The sequence below is a fragment of the Paenibacillus sp. P46E genome (genome assembly GCF_001909095.1).
Lineage (GTDB): Bacteria > Bacillota > Bacilli > Paenibacillales > Paenibacillaceae > Paenibacillus_AQ > Paenibacillus_AQ helianthi.
In genome coordinates this window covers 78951-101804 of the sequence record NZ_LVYZ01000041.1, presented here as the reverse complement: position 1 = coordinate 101804, position 22854 = coordinate 78951, and the positions used below count along the sequence as shown (strand labels likewise).

Sequence of the window (22854 nt, the reverse complement as noted above, 5' to 3'; positions counted from 1 at the left end):
GTTGCCTACGTGTTACTCACCCGTCCGCCGCTAAGCTTACCCCGAAGGATAAGCTCCGCTCGACTTGCATGTATTAGGCACGCCGCCAGCGTTCGTCCTGAGCCAGGATCAAACTCTCCAAATTGGTATTTAGAAAGAGCGATTGCTCATTTTGAAACATCTGACGAGAATAAAATATTCTCTATTTTTGGATCTCACTTGCGTGAAATCCCACTCACTCGTTGTTCAGTTTTCAAAGATCAAGCTCGTCGTCGGCGCCGATTATCTCGTCACCAGCAACTCTTATAATATATCACGTTCGGCCGGGTAATGCAAGCTCTTTTTTTCAATTTCTTATCGAGCTCGGCGTTGATGTTTCTTGGCCGGACTAATAATATACCTCGAACTCCCTATATCATGCAACCTGTAATTTTTACCATTTAAAATCAAAAGATATAGTTCAACGATTGGATAATAATCAAGCTCAAATCATCTTTATGGATGTTGCATAAGGCTGCCTTTAACTTTCCCCTCCCGTAACAATAAATCCTCACCGGGCAAGATCGTTCAATATTACACTAACCGCTTCTCTAAACTGATTTTTAGAATTCCCCCGTCTTCTATACCAAACTACTCTGACAGCTTTAAAAGCCGAAATAGAAACTTACCCAAGATCGCGTGCTGTTCAAATCCCAATCTATCAGGCGGTCACTTAAGTAGAATTCACCTTAATATAGCTAACATTCAATAGAATATATATTTTCTGCTCTAATCTATGAAAAAGCTTCCGCTTTTGAATAAAATGCTATATTATATTATTTCAAATGAATAATAAATATATTTTATGTATATTAATTCGTTACACGTGATGTGAATATAACAAATTCATGGGAGCATTGCGGTTCGAATAGATGGGAGGATTGCATAAATCAGATATGCTGGAGTCATCCGTTTTACTAGCAAACCAATAAATAGAGAAATCACTGGGAGGTAAATAATGTCCAAGAAATTATTATCCTTATTCATTGCGTTAACCCTCACGTTGTCTGGAATCCTTCCTGCTGCCTATGCTGGAGAAGCCGCTGCTGAAGCACAGTCTCAAGTTCTGGGAGTTCCTGCGTCCACCGATTCCGGCGTTTCATCTACGGTTACTTCGGAAGTCTATCAAACAGCTGTACCTACCGTATCAACAGAAGTCTATCAAGCCTCAATGACCGAGGCCAGGACACTGCCGGTTACGCTCACCCTTCCTGAAGGTCTGACTGCAGACCAGATTACCTGGAAATTCGGCAGAACAGCAGAAGAAATGAAGCCTCTGGCACAATGGAAAAAATGGAACAATACTTCGAATGTTAGAGCCTATACGGGAGACCCGTTCGTAAAAGTAACCTATGCGCCTATCTCACCTGCAACGGTAACCGCTCTGGTATACTTCGATATGCCCTTCGGCTCCAACCTTTCACTTACCGGTATCCGGGCTGAGTACGTGAAGCTTGCAGGGACCTATAACCTGACAGCGACTACTCCTAACGGCGATATGCTGGCACAGCAGCAAGTGAAGCTGAACCCGTATGATACCTATCATACATATGATGAAATTAAACCGGCGATTGATAAAATTACTGCGAGCAGCAACAATAAATACGGCCGTTATGTGGAGTATCAGCAGATTGGAACGTCCAAGCAGGGACGGGCGATCCACTTCTCCATCGTCGCTAAGGACAAAGCGTCCGTAGACCAATATTTGAACGAAACACTGCCGCTGATGAACAATGACCCTGCTGCATTGCAGGAGATGATCAAAAACGGCCAGTTGCAAAATTATAAAGTACCGATCTGGTTGAACAACATCCATGCAGATGAAGCCAATGGTGTAGACGTTATTATTAAGTTTTTGGATACGCTAATGACCCAGAAAATCGTGAACTATGATACGACTGATACGAACGGCAATGTTGTTCCGGTTGCACTGGACATCGACAAGGCGCTGGACAATGTGATTTTCCTGCTCGATTATGTGGAGAATCCGGATGGCCGTGCGCTCAACACACGTGCAACTTCTACGCTGCTTGACCCGAACCGCGACAACTCCTACCAGACACAACCGGAGACTCAGGCAGTTACAGCGCAAATCGCCAAATGGACACCGCTGAGCTTCCTGGACATGCACGGTTTCGTGAGCGGGTTCCTGATCGAGCCTTGTACACCGCCGCATGATCCGAACATCGAATACGATCTGGTTATGGACAATATGCTTGAACAGGCCACAGCCATGGGTAATGCCGGAATCAGTAATACCAAATATGATGCATACCACATTCCTTATCTGGAAGCCGAGAAACTAAAAAATGATCCGGAGTATGCTAATCCTTACGGTAATGCAACCGGATGGGATGATGCATCACCAGCTTACACCGCTGTCTATGCCATGCATCAAGGTGCCCTTGGACATACGATTGAGGTGCCGGAGCTGAATGAAGATTCCCTTGACGCCTTCTATTATGCGGCACTTGCTGCCACAAGCTATGTACAGGACAACAAAGAGAAACTGTTCCTGAACCAGCTTGAGATTTTCAAACGCGGAATCAATAACGAAGACCACAAAGAGGTTGACAAGTATTTGGTCAACGGTAAATATGAATCAATCGGACGTGAGCGTGAGACGAAGGAAACGAACTTTTTCCCTGAATATTATGTGCTCCCGGTAGCCAAGGATCTGCAAAAGAACGAGCTGGAAACCTACAAAATGGTGCAATACCTGCTTCGCAACGGTGTGAAGGTTGAGAAGACTGTCACTCCAGTAAGCGTGGATGGTATCACTTATCCGGCAGGAACCTACGTAGTGAACATGCATCAGGCTAAACGCGGCTATGCCAACCTTGTCTTGTATGATGGACTGAATGTATCCGACTTCGATGCCATGTATTCCGATACCGTACAGAATTTCGCGGATATGCGGGGGTTTGACCGGTATATCAGCCGCAGCACAGGGATCTTCTCCGGCAAAACCCAGCAGGTTGGCAGTATCGTCATTCCCGCGACAGACCTGAATCAATACCGTTTTGAGCAGAATTACGTCATCCGCAACAGCAATAATGATGCGGTCAAGGCAGTTAACGAATTGCTTGCGAACAAAAAGGCCGTAACTTTGCTCTCCAATGGTGGAACCGGGTATGAAAAGGGAAGCTTCCTGGTCTCCAGATCTAATCTCAGAACAGTAGCTTCCAAATACCTGCTCGACCTAGTGCCTTTCGGCGCATCAGGGGACAAGACAGGCAAGCTGCTCAAGCCGGCGAATGTGGGCATTGCCGGAGCACCTTCATTTATATTGTCCGATCTTGGATTTAAAGTGACTACCGATACGGCTGCTGCAGACGTACTGGTCAATGCCGGTACGGGCTTGATTGCCGGCGGTAAACCGTTCATCGGATACGGACGTACGATGCTGAGCAGTATTAAATCTCTGAATCTCTTGCCGGGCTTGGATTACTCCAATCCGGTGAATCAATCGAACAGAGGGGCAGCACATGAAGGCTTGTTCCAGGCAACCCTCTCGCAGGACAGCGTAATTACCGCTCCTTATGCAGATAAAGAGTATCTGTATACCGTGTCTGCCGCTTATATCACGGCTGTTCCGGAAGGCGCTGAAGTACTGGCGAAATACGGAACGGGCGAAGATTTCTTCAAAGCCGGATGGTGGCCGAACAGCGATGCTGCTAAGGGGCAGGTCCTGGCACTGAATTACCAAAAGGATAATATCCATGTGACATTGTTCGCGAACGATCTCCTCAATAAATATCATCCGCAGAACCAGTTCAGATTACTGGCGAACGCGATCTATGCATCGGCTCCGGCAGCTTTGGAAGCTGACGGTATGGACAACGGTGTGCTTGAGCCGGAACCAGCTTCATCATCTAACCCGGGTTCTGGTATACCCGTTCCAACTGCAACACCAGCACCAACTGGGGCTCCGGCTCCAACTGGAGTTCCGGCTACTCAGCAGCCAACAGCTACACCTACTCTGGGAGCCAATTTCACGGATCTTGGCAAAGTAGCATGGGCAGCATCTGCTATCGAAGAATTGACGGCTAAAGGCATCATTAATGGTGTAGGCGGCAACTCATTCGCACCGCTTAAGGAAGTGACCCGTGCCGAATTCATCACCATGATCGTCCGTGCCTTCAACCTGCCGCTGGAGAAGGCTGCCGCTGACTTTAATGATGTAAAACCTGCGAATTGGGCCTACAGCTATATTGCTGCTGGTGTTGAGAGTGGTCTGGTGAACGGTGTAGGAGGGGGCAAGTTTGAACCCAACCGCTCCATCACACGTGAGGAGATGGCGATTATCGCCGCGAACGCACTGACGAAGTTTAAAGGCAAATCCGTTCCCGATGCTGATGCCGCACTAGCGAACTTCAAAGACAAATTGACCATTGCTTCCTATGGTAAAAATGCGGTTGCTTTGCTCACCAAGGAAGGAATTGTGAAGGGCATGACAGAGGACACGTTTGCTCCAAAAGGTATTGCGAACCGTGCCCAAGCCGCTGTTATAATCAGCAATATCATCAATTTGCAATAAACCGAAACAATTACTGCAGTGAATGTGAACAGGGATGCCCCAGCCGATAATGGCTTAGGGGCATCCCTGTTTGTCCTGGTGCAGGCTGCGTATCATCGAATGTTCTCGTTTCTTCTGCAAGCCTCTTTTCGGTCCTGTGCGATTTGACGCTGCCGGGGGTAGGACTTATTCGAACGCTGTTGTCAGATAGAGGCCATTATTTCTTAATCCGGTACAGGATTACTCTTTTTTTGAGCCAGCCAATCAAAATGGCATCCATCAAACCTACGAACGCTCGATTCAACACCCCATAATTGGATACGCCATGCTTCCTTTCCTGATGGGTTACGGAGACTTCAATAACCGAAAATCCGTTCATCTTCGCCATTATCGGCAGAAAACGATGCATTCCTTTATATAAATGAAGGCTGTCAGCAACCTCACGCTTAAAAAGCTTCATCGGACAGTCTGTATCATAAATAGAATCTCCGGTAATGAAGTTGCGGATGCCATAACCGATACGCGAAGATATTTTCTTAAGTATGGCATCTTTACGATCCCTCCTTTTCCCGTTTACAAAGTCTATCTTTTCAATAAAGGGCATGAGTCTAAAAATATCCTTGGGATCTGTCTGCAGGTCTGCATCCATAAGAGCAATTAATTCGCCTGTTGAGTTCTTCATTCCGGCCCAGATCGCAGCTGTTTGCCCGTAATTCCGCTCAAAATGGATAACCTTTACAGCTTCATCTATCCGCGCGATTTCATCCAGAAGGACTGCACTTTGATCCCTGCTTCCGTCATTTACCAGGATAATTTCATAGCTTTCTATTCTTCCCTTTAACGCATCAGTGATGCTTAAGTACAGATCATATATATTTCCCTCTTCGTTATAGACAGGTGCGACCACCGAAAGGCAGATCATAACTTGACACCTCTGAGTAAGATTATTAGCCAAGGAGTCTGACTTTAGGTTCAATCTCTGCAGCCAGACGTTTCTTCTCCACTTCCTCCATCACTCCTTCACCCTCCACATCGAGATTCGGAAGCAAGCGGTCCAGCCATTTTGGAAAATACCATGCCGACTTCCCAAGCAAGGTCATCACGCCGGGAACAATGAGCAGCCGGACAATGAAAGCGTCAAAGAGAACACCGAAGGCGAGCGCCAACCCCATAACCTTAACCATAGGCTCTTCTGCGAGAATGAATCCGGTAAAGACTGCAACCATGATCAGGCCTGCTGCCGTTACGACTCCGCCGCTGTTGCGGATACCGGCAAGAACGGACTTTTTGGCATCGCCGCTCTTCTTGAATTCCTCACGCATCCGGCTGACCAGGAATACTTCGTAATCCATCGCCAGACCGAACAGGACGCCGACTACAATGATTGGCAGGAAATTAAACACCGGTGCCTTGGTATAGAAGTTGAACAGATTCTGGAAATGTCCATCTTGAACGACATAGGTAACGAATCCCAGGGTTGCACCAAGCGACAGGATGAATCCGAGCACTGCCTTGATCGGAACGAGAATCGAACGGAATACCAGCATAAGCAGTACAAAGGCCAAGCCGACAATGATTATGCAAAATTTAGGCAATGCCTGGTTTAATTTCTGGGTGATGTCGATGTTGACAGCTGTGCTGCCGGTTACACCGATCTTAATAAGATCCTGCCGTTCTATTTCCGGCGCCTTATCACGAATCAGATGGACAAGGTCTATGGTTTCCGAATCATTGGGTCCCGTTGTCGGCATAACAGTAATCAGCGAGATTTTTCCGGAAGGTCCAGTGACTGCCGGGTTTACCATCGCGACATTGGGATAAGTTTTTACTTCTTCAATAACTTTATTGAGATTAGCTGCTGCCTCTTTACCGCCATCCGTTTCGGCCAGAATGACTAACGGACCATGGTATCCCTCACCGTAGGCTTCGGACAGGAGATCGTAGGCCCGCCGTTCGGTTTTATCCGGAGATTTTTGCCCATCATTACCGAGCCCCGTCTCCATGTGGAAGAAGGGCAAAGCAATCGTTGCCAGCAGGGCTACACCCAGTACTACAGCCATTAAGGGCTGCCCGGTAACAAATCTTCCCCACAGATTGGCGCGGCTTGCCGGCTTCTGATTGCTTCCTTTGCGCTTGGAACGCTTGGTGGGCACTTTAACCTTGCTCCCCAGCATTTCCAGAATCGCCGGTACGACGAATATAGTCATAAGGATTGCGGTCAATACAGTAAGTGCTCCAGCTGTACCCATAGCGGTAAGGAACGGTACTCCAACGAATGAAAACCCGACAAGCGCAATAATGACCGTTACTCCAGCAAACACAACCGCACTCCCGGCTGTTCCGTTCGCGATGGCAATTGCTTCCCGTCTTTCGTAGCCTTCGGCAAGCTGCTGCCGGTATCTGGCGATAATGAACAGTGCATAGTCAATGCCCACAGCCAGTCCCAGCATCCCGGCCAGCGATAAGGCAAACGAAGGAATATCTAAGAAACTGGTTCCGATAATAATCAGCATAATCCCGAAGCCTAGGCCTAAACCCGCTGTAAGGATCGGCAGAACGCCAGTAATGATAGAACCTAATGCTACTGTAAGAATTACCAGGGCCAGCAAAACTCCGAGACCTTCGGTAGGACTGCTGGTTGCCATTTTCACATAGCCGTCTCCGATCAGTTCGGCCTGCCAGCCCGCATCCCGCAGACTTTCGGCAATCTGATTCACTGAATCCTTCGAAACGTCGGTGACATCTGCACCCGGAACTTTATAAGTAATTGTGGCATAGCCAATAGTGCTGTCCGCATTTAACGAATGGTTCTCGTACGGACCTACAACCGAAGAAACCTCCTGATCCGCTGCCACTTCTTTGAGCTTTGCGGTTATAAGCTGCTGAGCTGCTTCAGAGGATAAGGTCTCATTGTCCGGTGCTTTCAGCACCAGCTGGGTCTTGCCAAGGTTACCCTGTGGGTTTGGAAATTCCTTTTCCATAACTTCAAGCGTTTTTTGCGAGGCAAGCCCGGGTATACTGGTCTCCTCACCAAAATGGATTCCCATCGACAGCGCCACAATAGCGGCTATTACTAACAGAGTAATACTTCCTATAAGGACTTTAATCCGGTTCTTCGCTGACCAAAACCCCAGCCGGTATAATAATTTAGCCATTTCAGTATCGCTCCTCTTTACTAAGGTTTTATCTATGTCTTAATCTTACAGACCGGCTAACTGTTCAACATCGTCCAAACGGGCAGACCGCATTTGCCCTTTCGGGCAGCCCTTTAGTCCAAAAGAAAAAGCCCTACACATACCGTGGGGCCTCGCTTTAAAATGTGAATATAAAAAAACAAAAACATGCGAAAGAATTCCTTCGCATGTCCAAGTTACATATGTAAGATCCCTCGTTCCAGACCGATAGCCACCGCCTGAGACCGCGAGTCCACTCCAAGTTTGTTGTAAATACTCGTTAAATGTGCTTTTACCGTTCGTTCTGCAATTCCCATATCTGAGGCGATTTCCTTGCTTTTGAAACCCTGAGCTACGCTCTGCAGAATTTGAGTCTCTTTATCGGTCAGCATAGAGGCTTCCTCATTAGCAGTGTTAGAAGTCTTGTAATTCTCACGGGTGGCTATTACTCTTTCCATAATCTCTGACGTAAGTAAGGTCTCCCCTCTCACCGCAGATTCAATATTTCTGAACAGATTCTCCCGGCTTGTGTCCTTTAGCAGGTATCCCCTCGCCCCCAAAGCCAGACCGTTAATCATTAGATCATCCTCGTTATAGGTCGTCAGAATGATTACCGGAACAGGGCTGTTCTTGCTTTTCAATACCTTCATTGCTTCCAGTCCGCTCATCACCGGCATATTTAAGTCCATGAGGACAACGTCCGGCTGTAACTCATCAATGAGGTGTATTGCCTCCTGTCCGTTTCCTGCTTCCCCGACAATTTGAAACCGTTCGTCGGTTTCCATAATCAGCTTCAAGCCTTCCCTGACAACGAAATGATCGTCTACGATCAGGATTTTATACCGGTTCATATAGATTCTCCCTCGGTGAATGATACCTCAATTTGTATACTCGTGCCTGCTGGACTGCTGCGCACTTTCATTTCTCCTCCAATCAGCCGCACCCGTTCCTGGAGGCCCAGTAGACCATAATGTCCGGCTTCCTTTCCAATAGCGTCCGTATTGAACCCAGATCCGTTATCCCTGATCTCCATAAATAACAGGCCACTTTGATCAGACAGGGTAACCCATACCTTGTCAGCCTTGGCATGCCGGGCAATGTTGGTGAGACACTCCTTCACAATATGCAGACTGTGCTCCATTACCATCCTGGACAAGCGTTTGTCGAATGTAAGGTGCGTTTCAACGGCTATACCTGTGGCCTCCGTAAAATGCTGCACCTCATCGTCAACAGCTTCCCTAAAATCAATCTCGGACGCTGATTTCGCCCGAAGATTATCAATAGCCCGGCGGGCTTCTGCCAAGGTTGTGCGGGCCTGTTTCATGGACTGCTTGATGATTTCCTGAGTCCGCTCCGTACGGCCTTGTGCCATGTGCGCATCTGCGGCTTCGAGTTGCATAATTAATCCTGCCACCCCCTGTGCCAGGGTATCGTGCAGATCGCGAGCCATACGTTGACGTTCATTGGAGAGCGTTAACTCCTCCACCTTCTTGTGGGCCTCCTGAAGATCCCGCAAGAAATTCTGGGTCTTGAGCCTTTCGTGAACCTGCTGAAAGAACAACAGGGCATAGGCCACAACGATAATCAGCATCAGGGTAAAAAAGGGTAGGAATAATATGAGTTCATCCGTATCTCCTAAAGTAAGCATTGCATCAAAAAACAAGATAATACTGATAAAGGCAACGAGAACGACTCTTTTAATCCGATAGGAAAAACCCAGACTTTGAGCGACCAAGACTGGAAGCAGTCCAATTAAAACAGCTTGATAACCGTCTGGCATCAGAATCGCGCATAAGTAAATCAGGATGCCTTGGATCGAAAAGTATAACCAGAATTGCTTGTTGGTCCTAATCCGAAATGAGTTCCAGTGTATTAAGACATGAACCGTGAAAAGACAAGTGAAAACTGAACTGGATAAAATCAAAGGGTCCTTAAAAAACTGCATGATTATTGCCGATACATAAACCGTTGACATCCAGATCAAAACGGAATGTCTGGATGTGAACAATTCATTAATAGATTGCATTCCAGCTCTTTGTTCTTTCACTTAGACAACCCTCCTTATCATCCATTATATATGACTTTCTTACTGATGATACAGCTTCATTAAGGCTTTGATAGAGTCCGACACTTGACTGTTCAGGTAGCATCGAAGATAATTACAACCTCACCAAAATACTCCAGCAGGAAGATCATTGATATAGAAAAGGGGCGGTCGTCATCAGTTGGTTAAATGATCTCTATAAATTACAGAAGCGGGAGCTGAAAAAGGATGTCGAACCCTCTTTAATTAATGCCGTCTTCCGGATGTATGACAGATTCCCCAGGATCGGACTGAAAGAGCGGATCGGCCAGCAGGATATGTCTCTGGATATCGCTGACGCCTATATTAATGGCCATAACGCGATGATTGAAGCCGGAGTCGGCATCGGCAAGTCCTTTGCCTACCTCATTCCCGGCCTGCTCATTAACCAGGTCTCCCGGCAGCCGGTCATTATTGCCACCTCCTCCATCCAGCTTTCAGAACAGATACATAAGGATCTCAGATTCATTGGAAGCCGTCTCGGATTCACCACGGTCCGCTCCGTTGTCGGAAAAGGCATGGGGCAGTATGCCTGCCGGTACAGGGCAGCAGAGCTGTTCAAGTCTGATGATTCAAGCTCCCCTCTGTCTACGCTTGCCGGGCGTATTTTGAATTACGAGATTGATGAAAGAGCGGACATTGAAGGTGGAACCAGTGATGCAGTATGGTCTAATGTTTGTGTGAATGACTGTAAATTTGAATATTGCCATTATAAAAGCACATGTACGTTCTACGAGATGAGAGCGAAGATTAATGCCAGCGCCGGCGATATGGATTTCATTATCGTAAACCAGGACCTGCTTATCCGTGATCTGATCAAGAAGAAAGAAGGAACCAAGGGCTTAATCACGGAACGGCCGGCCCTGATCGTCATAGATGAAGCTCATAATCTGGAAGCAAAGGTTAGAGATGCAGGAACACTCGAGTTCACTTTCCAGGGCACCTGCCGCATACTGGACGACGTCTTGCAGATCCTCTTCAAGCAATCCGCAGATCCGGGACTTATGGGGCAATTCAAATTTGTAAAAAGATGCGTTGGCCATATCTTTAAACAGGTAGAGGCGGATCTGCTTCACACAGCCAAACAGGACAATGACCGGGTAAAAGTATCGGAGATTACAGGAATTCCGTTAAGACATGCGGTGCAGATTTTGAAAGAGCTCAGTCTCAGCCTTTCCGTCTTAACTTCCCGGCGTGAGCGGGAAATCGACAATGCTTTTGAAGCCATGAACGGACTTATCGATCTCTTCGACGTACTCGCCGGAGCAAAGGACAACTATCTGATCTGGGCAAGCAACAGCAAGCGGGAGAGCACCATCAGTATCTGTCCAAAGGGCATAAGCCAATTTCTAAAGTATACTTTATTTAACGGGAAGACATCCGTGATCTTAACGTCAGCAACCATGTGCCAAGGCGGAGAAACGCTGGAGGAACAATACGCTTATCTGACTGAATCCCTCGGGTACAGGGGAGATTATATGGAGCGCCAGGCTTCACCGTTTGATTATGACAACCACACCATGATGTATATAGCCAAGGACGTCCCCTATTATAACTATAAGGACCGGAAAGGTTATCTTGAAGCGGCCTACAAGGAAATGCTGAGACTCTGTAATTTAACGGGCGGGCGGACATTGGTGCTTTTTTCAGCTAAGGAGGATATGAAGTATATCCATGAGAAATTAAACTCTGAGGAGCTTACATGGACGCTTCATGTGCAAAGAGAAGGATCGTCCCAAGACGGGGTGATCGCTGAATTCCGGGGCAGTAAAGGCGTCCTTCTTAGTACCGGTGTATTCTGGGAAGGCGTGAATATCGAAGGTTCCGATTTGTCGCAATTAATCATTTTCCGGCTGCCTTTCCCTGTTCCTTCCGATCCTATCTATGAATATAAGGCATCTCTGGCCAAAAATCCCTTGAATGATGTGTTTGTACCGGACATGCTGCTTCGGTTAAGACAAGGAACCGGCCGTCTGATCCGCAGTGAAACTGACCTTGGTGTACTCAGCATACTTGATTCCCGGCTCTCCGCTGCAGCCAAAAAGGATTACCGGGAACAGGTGCTGGATGCTTTACCTTTTAAAAAGGTTACCGAGGATTTCAGGGTTCTGGAGAAGTTCGTAAACGAAAAAGGGATAAAGCGCAGTGTTCCGCTCTCCCCCTCTTAATCACCACTCCATGAGTTCTATAATTTGAGCAGTCAGTTTGTCCGCCGCTTTACGGTGAGTGGCCTGGGACGGGTGGAAGTCGGCTGCGTATCCGTCAGCTTCCAGCTGCACATCAAATTTCATTGCATTAATATTACTGTCGCCTGTTTGCAGGGTATATTGTTTCACGGCTTGTTCGACAAAAGGATACAGCCTGTCTCCCATGATACCCAGCGTACACAGAATTGGAGCATGCGGATTGTTGCGTCTGACCATTTTTAGAAATTCAACATATTGATCAGCATATTCCATCTGCTTGTTGGTATCCTCTTTGGTGTATGAATCGTCATTCGTTCCAAGGTTAATGACAATCAGACCGGGCACAAACTTCCTGAAGTCCCAGCGCAGATCCTGGGGCAGCACACGATCATCAAATTTCCCCTCAGACTTCCCCACTTTTTCATAATAATCCGGGATCAGGTGCGTGGTAAGCTTTTGATCGTTTTCCGTATAGCCTGTAATGATGCCGTATCCGCTGTACGAAACCATGCTGTAGTCAGCATGGAGCTGCTGCGCGGTAAGGTAAGCATAAGTTTTGGTAACATCTTCCGTAGCCGTGGAAAAAGAATGCAGCCCAACCTCATCATCAACGCCATAGCCGCAAGTGATGGAGTCGCCGATAAATTCAATTTTATGTACTTCATCCGGGGTTGGCCTAATTCCATCCGCTGCATCAACAGCGATTTCCTGAATCCCTACCGTTGACATCGCCGCCTCTGATAATTTGATGAGCCTTATCGTGACGGTCTGCGCAGTTTCGCTTTTAAATACCGTATACGATTGGAGCGGTTGATCCACCTGATCGTCAATAACCCTTTTGCCGTTTACGCTGATGCCGACTCTAGCGAGATTATTGCCGGATGAGGCAACAGCATCACCTCTTAATGTGATCTCCGCTTTTGTACCATGGAAGGAAAATTCCACGCCGCCGCCTGAGAGCGCCAGCCACAGTACATCGTTAGAATAATGAGTCCGTCCGATGATTTTCACATGTTCATTCGTTGCTTTATAACTTTGAGTTTTGGGGGACATAATAACCTTCCTTCGCAGCATTTATATTTGTAACCTTAACAAAGGTGCTTTCTGTTTTCAACAAGTCGCGTTAAAATCAATGCTGAAGCATCTTCACTTACTGCTAGGAGGACATAATGGACATTCCCAGAGGCACCTACGGCTTTCGGTTCGCGGAAGATAAGGAGCTCCAGCTGTGCGTATTATTTGCAGCCGGGTCTGATTCGATCTCCACGCCTTCTTATCGCTGGGACGGTCTGGAACGGAACGATGGGCCACTTCTGTTGTTCCAATATACCCTCTCCGGAGAAGGCGTATTTGAGTCGGGGGACCGGACACACCGTGTTACCGCCGGGCAGGCCTTTCTCGCCGAAATTCCCGGACCCCACCGCTATTATTATCACCCGGAATCAGCAGAGCCTTGGGAATTCCTGTTCCTGCTCTTCCGGCCCGACCTGATTCTGCCCCACTTTCGCAAGTTCTTGCGTGAAGCCGGAGAAGTTCCTTATCTGCCCGCAGACTGTGCGCCGATCCGGGTCTTACGGATGATTGTAAACGATGCGGCGGCCGGCAGAATCTCCGACCCTCTTATTGCCTCGTCTTGCATCTATCAGTTCATGACAGAGCTCTCCAGGCTGCAAGTGACAACACTGCGGAACAGGGACAACTGGTCAGTGAACGTTAGGCGCGCAGCCGAATTTATTGAGCATAACTACTCACGGATGATCAGCATCGATCAGCTTTCCGAGCATGTAGCCCTGTCCAAATACCATCTGATCCGCCGCTTCTCGGCCAGCACGGGTCTGACTCCCGGAGCATATCTGACCCGTGTCCGCATAGAGAAGGCCATGGAGCTGCTCAGAGGCACCGGTCTCAGCATAGAAACCATTGCTGAGCAGATCGGCTACTCCAGCGGCAGTTATTTCATCAAGGCGTTCCGAAGCTTAACCGGACTTACACCGGGAGAATTCCGAAGCGGGGGCGAAAGCCTAACCTACCGCAGGCTGTTTTTTGATTAACCGCAATATAGTGCTATACCACTCTCAAGATTACTATAGATATCGCTAATCTCCTTTATTATGATGGAACTAGAAAGAGCAATAATACATCAGTAAAGGAGATTCACAATGGATCACAAGCTTGCAGCACCTACTCCGCCACTGGGCTGGAACAGCTGGGACTGCTACGGCGCAGCCGTAACGGAAGAAGAAATACGCGGAAATGCGCAGTATATGGCAGAACACCTCAAAGCCTTCGGCTGGAGCTATATTACCGTTGATATTCAGTGGTACGAGCCTTATGCGAATTCTTCACAATACCGGCCGTTTGTTCCGCTGGTAATGGATGAATATTCCCGGCTGATGCCCGCCGAGAACCGCTTCCCTTCCGCAGCGGGGGGCCTTGGCTTCAAGCCCTTAGCCGATTATCTACACAGTCTTGGACTGCAATTCGGCATTCATATCATGCGCGGTATCCCGCGGCAGGCTGCCCATGCGGCAACACCGGTCTTGGGTACAACTGCGACGGCACGCGATATTGCACATACGAACTCCATCTGTCCATGGAATACAGATATGTACGGAGTGGACGCCTCCAAAGAAGGGGCGCAGGCGTATTATAATTCTCTCTTTGAACTGTATGCAGCGTGGGGCGTTGACCTGGTAAAGGTGGACGACATCGCCGCTTCCAGGCTGTATGATACTCATCAGCCTGAGATTGCCCTAATCTCCCAGGCGATTAAGCGCTGCGGCCGGCCCATGGTACTGAGCCTCTCTCCTGGCCCCGCTCCGGTGGAATACGCAGAATTCTTCACCGGACATGCCAACATGTGGCGGGTTACAGATGACTTCTGGGACCTGTGGCCGCTGCTGCTGGATATGTTCGACCGTTGCCGGAAATGGCAGGGCGTGCCTCAAGCCGGCTGCTGGCCGGACTGCGATATGCTGCCGCTCGGCCATATTGGTATCCGCTCTGTGGATGGCGGCGGGGAGGACCGCTGGACCCGGTTCACGCGTGATGAGCAGCTGACGATGATGTCGCTCTGGAGTATCTTCCGCTCGCCGCTCATCTTTGGCGGTGAATTGCGGGACAATGATGACTGGACGCTTGCGCTTCTTACCAACCGTGAGGTTCTGCGCATGCACCGGGAGAGCCACGGAGCCAGGGAAGCGCTCTGCAAAGATGATCATATTGTCTGGACCGCTGAGCACTCCGATGGCACCCGTTACGCTGCTGTATTCAACATTGGCGAAAGCCCGCTGCAGTTGGATCTGGCCCTTGAAGAGCTTGGCCTGAGTGGCGCAGCCGCCGGCACCGAGCTGTGGAGCGGAACGCCTGCCGAATTTGCCGCAGGTGCGCTGCAGACCACTGTTCCACCGCACGGCGTACGCCTCTATAGCTTCCTGTAAAGAAAAGCCGGTTCTCCAGATTCGTCTGGAAAACCGGCTTTCTTTTGGTGCAGAGGATTAGGCCTGGGTTATGCCAATGGTGATCAGGTCCTTCCATGTCTTCTCCCATATTGTCTGTTCCAGAAAACCTATAATAAGTCAATCCACTCAGACTTCTATCCACCCGTTGGTTATCACTTTTGCATACCAGAAAAAGCTGTCTTTTGGCATTCGTACTAATGAATTGAAATCTACATGAATCAATCCGAAACGCCTGCTGTAACCGTCAGCCCACTCAAAATTATCGAGCAAAGACCAGGCGATATAGCCCTTTACCAGTACCCCTGCCTCCATTGCCCGGTTAAATGCTTGCTGAGATATGCAATACGCTTGTTATCCTGAACTTTTCCCTGGACCGGATTGTCATCATAACACGCTCCGTTTTCGGTGATGTAGATAGGGATTTGACCATAACGTTCCGTAATGTGTACAAGCACCTTATATAGACCTTCAGGGTAAATCGGCCAGTTAAAGTCTGTTCTTTCATAACCTTCATCTATGTCTTCAAGCTCAAATAGGCCATTATCCTTCTTATAGCGCCCCAAGGAGCCTGTATAGTAGTTAATTCCAAGGAAATCTATCGGCTGCTTAATATCTTCCATGTCCCCTTGCTGAACATTCACCTTCGCACCCCGGGCCTCAAAGGCTGCAGTCATAAATTCAGGATATTCCCCTTTAAAGATAGGGTCCATGAACCATTCAACCATCCACCCTATTCTGCGGCGGCAAGCACCGGCATCTTCCGGTTTAGAGCTAAACGGTTCACGCCAGCTTACATTCGGAGCATAACCAATTTGGCCAGGAACCTCCAGCTGCCGGAATAGCTTCACTGTTCTGCCGTGAGCGATCATCAGATGATGAGCAACATCAAGTGCGCTTTGCAGATTCTCCTCACCCGGAGCCAGGTCTCCAATATAATGGGCTTTGAAAGAGACACACCAAGGCTCATTGAAGGTAGTCCAGTATTTGATTTTTCCCTGGAATGATTTGAACATCTCTCCGGCATACAGGGCAAAAGCATCAATGGTGTCACGATTCTTCCAGCCTCCTGTATCCTGAAGAGCCTGTGGAAGATCCCAATGATAAAGGGTACAAAAAGGCTCAATTCCGTTGTCGAGCAGCATGTCCACTAGCCTATGGTAAAAGTGAAGCCCTTCCTTGTTAAGCTCTCCCGTGCCGTTGGGGAAAACTCTGGACCAGGATATGGAGAACCGGTAAGTACGAAGCCCGAGCTTTTTCATATAAGCAATATCTTCCTCATAGTGATGGTAATGTCCACAAGCGATATCACCGTTATCACCATTTCGTATATTCCCTGGAGTATGTGCGTAGGTATCCCAGATTGAAAGGCCGCGTCCACCCTCGTTCCAGGCCCCTTCTACCTGATAAGCAGCTGTCGCTGCCCCCCACAGGAAGTCCTTAGGAAACTGTATAATTGACAATACAATTCACTCCATTTCCCTGTATATAAAATAATCAAAGTCTGCCTGCTTTCGGGTGCCCCCCAAATCCTGCGCACACACTCCTACGAATGTCCCTGTAAATCTTAAAGGCTCAGCAGCTTCATCCGAGAGATGCAAGATATTAATCTCTTCGCCAACCGGGCACCAATTGGTGTCCTCAGTTGCATAATAAAATTGCAGACGGTCCCGGTGGACTATAGCCTTTAAACGAACCGGACCATATTGCGGCAGCTTCAGATCAGCTGCGAGCAGCTCATCGTATACCCCATGCTTCGATTCAATAATCCCAATTACTCTGCCGTGCTGCTCGAGATGGGTAATCCTTAAGTACACATAATCTTCTGTGTTGTAATATAGAATCAGGCCTGCCATCTGCTGAAAGCTCTCCGGCTCGAACTCAATTACCGTCTCTGCCTCAATACTAAATGACTGCTGCCGACGGGCAATCAGACTCTGCCTGTGCAGAGAGCTTAAAGACTCCATTCCTTTTAAGCGCAGAAAACCCTCCCGTTCACTAAGGGTGAGCCAGCTTGGATCCGGCGGGATTCGGAGTGTGCTCCAATGGCTGCCCAGCAAGGGTTCATCAAAATCATCCCGCTCCAGTTCCGGTTTAAACGGATGAAGCGGGAGGGCTGGAGCCTGTACCGTAGCAGAAGGGGAGTTCCCTCCCCCTTCCAAACGGAGCCAGCCTTTCTCGTCCCAGTAACATTTCTGCAGTGCTGTCTCCCTGCCCAGCGTACAATGATGACCATCCGCCGGTCTTGCGCAAAGGTGGGCCATATACCATTCGCCATTTTGGGTTTCAACTAAGGAGGCATGCCCGGCTTTTTGGAGAGTCAACCCGGAATTACCACTGCTGGTCAGCACCGGATTAAGCGGATCAATTTCGTAGGGTCCATGAAGGCAAGCCGATCGCGCGACAGTAACAGCATGCTGGTACCGGGTTCCACCCTCCGCAGTAATCAGATAGTAGTAGCCATCCTGCTTATACAGGTGCGGCCCTTCCGTAAATCCTAATTCTGTTCCTTCAAAGATGGTTGCAGCCGGACCCACCAGTCTTTGCTCCGAGTGTGAATATTCCTGAATGACAATGCCTCCGAACTTGTTCTTCCCCTTCCGGAAATCCCATAACATGCTCAGCAGCCATTTCCGGCCGTCATCATCATGAAACAAAGAGGGATCGAACCCGCTGCTGTGCAGATATACCGGTTCCGACCATGGACCTTCTATATCTGCTGCTGTCACAAGGTAGTTGTGGGTGTCCTTAAAAGCACCTTTGTGAGACTTAACATCTGTATAAATTAAATAGAAGAGACCGCTATCATAAGTCAGGCAGGGTGCCCATACACCGTCGGAATCTCCGTTCCCCTGCATGTTCAGTTGCGATATCCGGTCTAGTGGCCGCTTCAGCAATCTCCAGTGAATCAGGTCCTTGGAATGGTGAATCTGAACGCCCGGGAACCACTCAAAAGTGGAAGTGGCAATATAGTAATTGTCTTCTACGCGTATAATAGACGGATCAGGGTTGAATCCGCGTAGTACGGGATTAGTAATGGCATTCATCTTATTAATTCCCTCCTCATCAGGTCCCGTTAATGAGCTTCAGTTACCGATATCTGTGAAATTGTCACAGGACCAATAAGTCCGCTCGGCTCCTGCTGAGAGAAGGAAGACAAAAAGTCCCGCTGGTCTTTAACAAGCGTATTCGTAACCTCAATAACCAGGCTATTGGTCCCTTTACGAATTGGACCCGCTATCTCCATCCGATATGGCGGGCACAGGTTAACGCCTGCATGTTCACCGTTAATCCACACTTCTGCCGTTTCATAGACCTCGCCTAGTTCAAGAAATGCGCTGTTACATGAAGCGTTCCATTCAAATTCTGTCTCATAACGGAACGTACCGGAAAAGCTGGGCAGATCACCGGGACCAGACATATTCTTCAATGTGGTTAGTGTCCCCCACTCCTTGAATTGCGGATAATGATCGGCATCGGCAATGGAAACTATCCATTCTCCATTCATTTCCAATATCGGACCCTCTGCCCTCCGTGGCAGACCGGCAGGATAATCTTTAAGGGAAGGCCCATGCAAAAGGACGATGGATTCATATGGGTGCATAACAAGCTCCACCATTCTTGCACCGGACTGCCTGGCGGCCTCCAGCCTGTTCACCTTATTAAGAAAAGCATGATAGGCATAAACATTACCTTGCACCGGCAGAACAATCTTCGTAGAGATAATCTGATGTGGACTCTCGTTAAAAAACATAAACACATCTAAATCATCATGAGTATAGTGATAATTCCGGAGATAAGGTTCATATCCTTCAACTTTAACCTCAAAGTATCCATCTGCAGTCAAATCATCCGCCAGTTTGTCTAAAGCTACCATCCTCACGTTTGGATGAGCCGAAAGCAGTGACAGTTCACCGGTTACATTGATTCCTTCACTTGAGCGTTCCGGCAGTCCTTCAACAAAACGGACGGATAAGCCTTGCTCAGCGAACTGGGCCAAGCGTTGTATCATCGCTGCCGGGAGTGCTTCCGCATAAGGTATAATCAGGCATCTATAATTTTCAATATTGACATGCAGTTTGTTATCCTGAACATGAGCTGCCTCCAGAAGCACATCAACGGGAATCACTTCACAATCGATTTGATGCTGCATCAACGCCTTAACCGGCTTATGAAAGTACATCGCGTTCCCTGACCATTCGGCTTCAGCATGATAGACGACAGCCGCAGACGCCACATGTATCCCCCCTGAGATTAGGTGGCTGATCCGGTTAATGTACTGGTTCAGATAGCCATAATAGCGGTACTGCGGATTCTGTCCGCCCGCATACATATGCGGCGGACAATCCGGCTCCGGAAAAGCTTTTTGGGTAAACGCATGCGGGACAAAATGATTGACGCCGCGGACTAGCATATGGTCAGTAAGCCACTTCATCAGCTTCAAGCCTTCCGTCCAGCCATAGGCCCCATAGACTTCACACATCGTCCGGCCTTGTTTCTTCGGATCCATGTGTCCCAGAGATACACCGAGCTTAGCGAGACCATAGTGGAAGAATTCACTATCCGTCTCTCCTCCCGTTGGCTGGCGGAAAGATAATTCATCAAAGCCGGGAACGATTTGCCACAGCACCACATCAATACCCGACATGTCTTGTCCCCAGAGTGAGCGGAAGAAGTGTCCGGTTCCGGGACCCAGCCTTGCATGCACGTTGTTATCTTCAAGAACATGTCCGATGTATTCCACACCGCGGGCTCTGCACCAGTCTCCGATCTGACCGCTGAAATGTTCTGCATACAGCCTGCTGACGATATTCATATAGGTGTAGCGGATAATGTCCGATTGTTCCCCGGCATCATGCCAGAGAAGATACAGCTGTTTACGGTAGTCCTCTCCGAGCGCCTGCTCGAGCAGGGCCGGCATTTCATTGCTCCAAGGAAGCGGTACCCCTTGTTTACCTGGCTTTGAATTGAAATCAAAAGTCGTCTTATCATTATAAAATCCGGGTTCGTCTGAAAAGAATCCGGCAAATGTCTTGCCGAAATGAGCCTTATAACGCTCATACACAGGCTCATAAACCGTATCAAGCAGAATACGGACTGAATTTCGGACTAGCGGGTTCAGATAATCTTCCTGCTCCTTGCTGCCGCCATCCTTATTTTCCGAGATCATAAATACCCGCCAATACCCCTCTGGGATATCCCAATACAGCGTACCTTCATGTACAAATTCAGTGAGATCAACACATTCACTGAGTAATGTTCCACTCGATGGATCACGGCGGACCGCAACCACTGAGAGCAGTTTATTATTCCCTTTAGCGTTATGGCGCAAGGAGAAGGTCGGCCGGAGTCCGGTCATCAGCAAGGTATCCAGCAGCAGAGAGGTTCCCTTTGCAGGACCAATTGTATCGATATAGCGTTCACCCAAAAACTTACGCTGAAGCTCCTCCGGAGCCTCCTTCACCTTGCCTGCCGCATGCCCCGTAGGGAAATGATCATCATCCAGCAGCCATACCTTCATGCCGCGATTTCGCGCCTCATCCATAATAATATCCATATCCAGCCACCACTTTGGTCCAAGAAAATCAGGATGAGGCCGTGCCTCAACGCACAATGCCCCGATTCCAGATTCATGGACACGGGCGATTTCTTCCCGGATTACAGCTTCTTCCTCCCCATGCTGCCAGAGAAAAGGAAGAATATAATTGTGCTCCTTGCCTTGCAGCACTTCCGTTATACGACTGCTCATGTTTACCTCCTGCAGAATCAAGTTCTGTTCTATAGCTTACTGCTGCACTTTGCTGTACCATTCTCTGGCACGCTTCGTGACCTCTTCACCGCCTGATTTGTTCCATTTCTCTACAAACTCATCAAACTTGCTAATGGGGTACTGTCCAATAATAATCTTGGCGGCATATTCAGCATAAAGGGTGCGGTTGTTAATGTCCGGGAAGCCATCGTATACACTGGCAGGCATACCGTCACCGGCAATGACTTTGGCATACTTCTGAGCCTCCTTCATATTCCGGGTGACCTGATCAATGGCCCACTTACTGTCTTCTGATACCGTGCTGTTGAAAAGATCTATCGTAAGATCAAGTGTCGATATGCTTGTAGCCGGATTCAGAATCTGATTCTCCTGAGTGCTCTTGTCATCCGGGAGCTTAATGGCTTTTCCGTCTTTCATTGTATAGTGCATGCCTTCTACACCAAGAAACAGGTCTTTCCAGTTTTTCTTATCGTACACGTTGTTAAGCAGCTTTAGCGTGGCCATCAGCTTTTCCTCATCCTTGTTGTTCTTAACAACCCACAGAGGAGAGGCAAATTTCTTCATCGTATAAAAGCCTTTATAGCCTGCGACCTCAGGTACAGGAAGTACGGAAAACTCTGCCTTCACACCTGTGTTCTTGTACAGGTTCTCAAACACCAGGTTCCCCTGCTCTACCCAGTGGAAGTAATTCCCCACCTTATTGGATTGGATCTTCCCTTCCCACTTATCCTTACTATTAAGAACCGACTCCTTATCAATCAAGCCTTCCTTATATAGCTTGGCTATGAATTCCAAAGCGGCTCTCATATTTGGCGTAACCGCAGAATAAGTCAGCTTGCCATCGTAAATATCCCAATCCGGATAACCCTCGAACATAGCCACACCATACATAGCGAACAAATGATCCATCCAGCGCACCTGCTCCCGGCCGCCAGTTGGAATCTCATCCTTCTGGCCGTTGCCGTTAGGGTCCTTGTCCCGGAAAGCCTCCAGCACCTTTACATATTCATCCTGTGTTTTTGGCATTTTCAGCCCCAACTTATCCAGCCAATCCTGGCGGATCAGCCCGGCGTATCTGCCGTATTCAACGACATTGGGAATATAATAAATTCTCCCCTGACCTGTAGGGTCATTTGCCTTGACCACTTTCCAGATATCTTCCGGAATAGCCTTCCACACGTTCGGCGCATATTTAGGCAATAGTTCAGTCAGATCGGCAATCGCCCCGTTCTTCGCCAGACTGTCCTCAAGTCCTTGCTGAGGTACGAACAGATCCGGCATTTCGTTAGCGGCAATCTTAAGGTTCAACTGGTTGAGATAGTTAGTTCCCCCGTTCCACTCCACATACGGATTAATAACCCCAACACCCAGCTTTTCCTTATAAAATTCGTACAGTTTGCTACCTTTGGTAACCGGCTGATATCCGATGTTGGTACCCCATACCTCAATATCAACTACTTTATCTCCGTCCGAAGCCTGATTCTGATTGGCATTTGCGTTACCCGCTGAATTGTTTTCGTTCCCGTTACAACCGGTTACAGCAGTAACAGCAAGAGCGCTTGCGGCTAAAAATAAACCAACCTTTTTAAAACTCATGTTTCTGTATCCCCCCTCTAAAGCTATTTGTTACGGACTGAAGTCCTGATA

12 protein-coding genes, 1 rRNA gene and 1 pseudogene are annotated in these 22854 nt (G+C 48.3%); 4 read left to right on the top strand and 10 right to left on the bottom strand.

Annotated features, from left to right (window positions below):
• Positions 1-124 (bottom strand): 16S ribosomal RNA (locus tag A3849_RS14925); the annotation flags it as partial.
• 852 nt (positions 125-976) lie between these two features.
• On the opposite strand from A3849_RS14925, the gene A3849_RS14920 reads away from it, so the two are divergent.
• Positions 977-4558 carry a M14 family metallopeptidase gene (locus A3849_RS14920; protein WP_074112135.1) on the top strand — a complete coding sequence of 1194 codons (3582 nt, stop codon included), beginning with the start codon at positions 977-979 and terminating at the stop codon, positions 4556-4558.
• A 196-nt stretch (positions 4559-4754) separates the two neighbouring features.
• On the opposite strand, the gene A3849_RS14915 is transcribed toward A3849_RS14920, so the two are convergent.
• From A3849_RS14915 to A3849_RS14900, 4 genes are all read right to left on the bottom strand, one after another.
• A complete protein-coding gene (locus A3849_RS14915; protein ID WP_074112134.1) occupies positions 4755-5459 on the bottom strand; it encodes a glycosyltransferase family 2 protein in 705 nt (234 codons plus the stop codon).
• A gap of 25 nt (positions 5460-5484) precedes the next feature.
• Positions 5485-7692 (bottom strand): MMPL family transporter, encoded by a 2208-nt coding sequence (locus tag A3849_RS14910; RefSeq protein ID WP_074112133.1) that lies wholly within the window; start codon positions 7690-7692, stop codon positions 5485-5487.
• A 215-nt stretch (positions 7693-7907) separates the two neighbouring features.
• Positions 7908-8561 carry a response regulator gene (locus tag A3849_RS14905; protein WP_074112132.1) on the bottom strand — a complete coding sequence of 218 codons (654 nt, stop codon included), beginning with the start codon at positions 8559-8561 and terminating at the stop codon, positions 7908-7910.
• Positions 8558-9757, bottom strand: coding sequence for a sensor histidine kinase (locus A3849_RS14900; RefSeq protein WP_083613516.1), 1200 nt, complete (start codon positions 9755-9757; stop codon positions 8558-8560). The genes A3849_RS14905 and A3849_RS14900 overlap by 4 nt, the downstream gene beginning before the upstream one ends.
• Positions 9758-10017: 260 nt before the next feature.
• Between A3849_RS14900 and A3849_RS14895 the strand changes: the two genes are divergently transcribed.
• Positions 10018-11961 (top strand): ATP-dependent DNA helicase, encoded by a 1944-nt coding sequence (locus tag A3849_RS14895; RefSeq protein ID WP_256700778.1) that lies wholly within the window; start codon positions 10018-10020, stop codon positions 11959-11961.
• Here A3849_RS14895 and A3849_RS14890 read toward each other — a convergent pair whose 3' ends face one another.
• Positions 11962-13032, bottom strand: a complete 1071-nt coding sequence (locus tag A3849_RS14890) for an SGNH/GDSL hydrolase family protein (RefSeq protein ID WP_074112130.1) — start codon at positions 13030-13032, stop codon at positions 11962-11964.
• 116 nt (positions 13033-13148) lie between these two features.
• Between A3849_RS14890 and A3849_RS14885 the strand changes: the two genes are divergently transcribed.
• On the top strand, positions 13149-14030 hold the full coding sequence (locus A3849_RS14885; RefSeq protein WP_074112129.1) for an AraC family transcriptional regulator: 882 nt from the start codon (positions 13149-13151) through the stop codon (positions 14028-14030).
• 108 nt (positions 14031-14138) lie between these two features.
• The gene (locus A3849_RS14880) at positions 14139-15419 is read left to right on the top strand and encodes a glycoside hydrolase family 27 protein (RefSeq protein WP_074112128.1); all 1281 of its coding nucleotides are present in this window, start codon (positions 14139-14141) and stop codon (positions 15417-15419) included.
• A 147-nt stretch (positions 15420-15566) separates the two neighbouring features.
• On the opposite strand, the pseudogene A3849_RS14875 reads toward A3849_RS14880, so the two are convergent.
• From A3849_RS14875 to A3849_RS14860, 4 genes and pseudogenes are all read right to left on the bottom strand, one after another.
• Positions 15567-16900, bottom strand: a pseudogene (locus tag A3849_RS14875) (GH1 family beta-glucosidase).
• 6 nt (positions 16901-16906) lie between these two features.
• Entirely contained in the window at positions 16907-18484 is a 1578-nt protein-coding gene (locus A3849_RS14870; protein WP_074112127.1) for a glycoside hydrolase family 43 protein, read from the bottom strand.
• 29 nt (positions 18485-18513) lie between these two features.
• Positions 18514-21186 (bottom strand): glycosylhydrolase-like jelly roll fold domain-containing protein, encoded by a 2673-nt coding sequence (locus A3849_RS14865; protein ID WP_074112126.1) that lies wholly within the window; start codon positions 21184-21186, stop codon positions 18514-18516.
• Positions 21187-21222: 36 nt separating this feature from the next.
• Entirely contained in the window at positions 21223-22803 is a 1581-nt protein-coding gene (locus A3849_RS14860; RefSeq protein ID WP_074112125.1) for a type 2 periplasmic-binding domain-containing protein, read from the bottom strand.
• Positions 22804-22854: the final 51 nt, after the last annotated feature.